Source organism: Mycobacterium sp. (assembly GCF_049802695.1).
Classification (GTDB): Bacteria; Actinomycetota; Actinomycetes; order Mycobacteriales; family Mycobacteriaceae; genus Mycobacterium.
The window spans coordinates 1-2,048 of sequence record NZ_JBARMY010000498.1 but is presented as its reverse complement, the minus strand read 5'-3'; the positions used below and the strand labels follow the sequence as shown (position 1 = coordinate 2,048).

Here is a 2,048-nt window from a genome sequence, read left to right as displayed (position 1 = left end):
CCGGTGACCCACTTGCGCAACGTGCGGCTCGACTCCGCGCGCCGCATGCTCACTCAACCGAGTGACGGAACATCCGTCACGAATGTGGCTCTGGCAGCTGGCTTTTCTCACCTCGGCCGTTTCTCCCGGGAGTACTCGCGCCGTTTCGGTGAGCTGCCATCGGAATCACTGCGCCGCGCGCTGGCGACCAACTGACTGATTGAGGTCGCGCTTCGTGCGGGCTAAACCCATTGCTGCACAACGCATTTCTCACATCGATTAGATGATGCTGCGCTCCGCACGGGGAATCGCGTTCGCTCACCAGGTTTTTGACACTGCATGGCATCCCGTTTGCTTGTGAGGCGAAGGCCACTCGGCTGAAACACTCTTCAATGCTCGCCAGCGGCGTGCAGTTCCGGCGTGCCAAATCACCTGTTATTAGCGAAATGTGGATAGTTGGTGTCTTAGGTGGATAGCGAGCATCTCAACGGTAACGCATCATTTTCCTGCCGCTTGACGGCGGCAAGCAACAGATGTCATCCGGAAGGAGAGAAGTCGATGTCTTTCGTTACCGCACAACCGGAGATGCTGGCCGCGGTGGCCGCCAACTTGGAAGGGGTCGGCACTGCGGTGGCCACTCAGAATGCGGCCGCGGCCGCACCGACCACCGGAGTGATTCCCGCCGCCGCCGATCCGGTCTCGGCGCTAACCGCGGCCCAATTCGCCGCGCATGCGCAGATCTACCAGGCGGTCAGCGCCCAAGCTGCCGCGATACACCAAACCTTCGTGGCCATCATGCAGGCCAGCGCCGGCTCCTATGCGGCCACCGAGGCCGCCAACGCGATCGCGGCGGGCTGAAGGGTGCCGTGATGGATTTCGGGGCGTTAGCGCCGGAGATCAACTCCGGCCTCATGTATTCCGGCCCCGGCTCAGAGCCGATGCTGGCCGCCTCCGCGGCCTGGGACGAGCTGGCCAGCGAGCTGGACACGGCGGCGGGCTCCTACTCGTCGCTGATCAACGGGTTGACAAGCGGGCCCTGGCAGGGGCCGGCATCGACGTCGATGGCGACCGCTGCCGCACCCTACGCGGCGTGGATGACCACCACCGCCACCCAGGCTGAGCAGGCAGCCGGCCAGGCCAAAGCCGCCGCCGCCGCATACCACACCGCGTTCGCGATGACAGTGCCCCCGCCGGTGATCGCCGCTAACCGTAGCCTTTTGACGTCGCTGGTCGCGACCAATTTCCTCGGACAAAACACCCCGGCGATCGCGGCCACCGAGGCCCAGTACGCCGAGATGTGGGCCCAAGATGCCGCCGCCATGTACGGCTACGCCGGGGAGTCGGCGGCCGCAACGACCCTCACTTCGTTCACCGCGCCGGCGCCCACCACCAATCCGGCCGCCCAGACCGGACAGGCCGCCGCGGTGGCCCAAGCCACCGGCACGGCTGCTACCAGCAACACGCAGACAACGTTGTCACAAATGCTGTCCTCGGTTCCCACCACGCTGCAAAGCCTGGCGTCGCCCACCGGAGCATCCACCTCGCCCACATCCGGGCTCAGCGGATTCCTGAGCTCGCTGGGCCTCACGGGATCCACCACTTCGTCCACGTTGTCCACATCGGGGACGTCCACTGGAATCCTGAGCGCCCTGGGAATGACCGGGTCCACCGCGGGGATCGGCGGGTCCATGGCATCCACGGCGTCGGCGTCGGGGGCCTCCTCGACGTCGTCGACCTCGTCTACATCGTCGAGCCCAGGGCTCTCCGGAATACTGAGTTCGCTAACGGGCGGCGATCTGATGTCTGCCTCCTCTGGGTCGTCCACGACGGGGCTATCAGGGATCTTGAGCACGATAGGCGGGACGAATGGGAGTGCCATTGGGAGCTTCTTGAACTCCAACCTTTGGAACACCATTTTTTCGTCGGGGTTCTATATGCCGGGTAACTACGTAGGAAACTTGGTCGATTACCTTGCCTTGTCGGGCATAGGCGAAGCAGGGGGAGCGGCGGCCGAGGCCGGTGGCGCGGCGGCCGCGGCGGGCGAACTCGGTGGCGGTCTCGGGATGGGC

3 protein-coding genes are annotated in these 2,048 nt (G+C 65.0%); all 3 read left to right on the top strand.

Annotation, left to right across the window (positions count from 1 at the left end):
• Window positions 1–195 (top strand): helix-turn-helix domain-containing protein (locus WA317_RS19660; protein WP_425174627.1); only part of this gene is annotated, 195 nt, incomplete at its 5' end.
• A 342-nt stretch (window positions 196–537) separates the two neighbouring features.
• Window positions 538–837, top strand: a complete 300-nt coding sequence (locus WA317_RS19655; protein ID WP_425174626.1) for a PE family protein — start codon at window positions 538–540, stop codon at window positions 835–837.
• Window positions 838–848: 11 nt separating this feature from the next.
• The coding region (locus WA317_RS19650) for a PPE family protein (protein WP_425174625.1) at window positions 849–2,048 on the top strand (1,200 nt) is incomplete at its 3' end.

Excerpts from the sequence above, each read along its gene's own strand:
- WA317_RS19655 (WP_425174626.1), top strand. The coding sequence starts at position 538 with ATGTCTTTCGTTACCGCACAACCGGAGATGCTGGCCGCGGTGGCCGCC.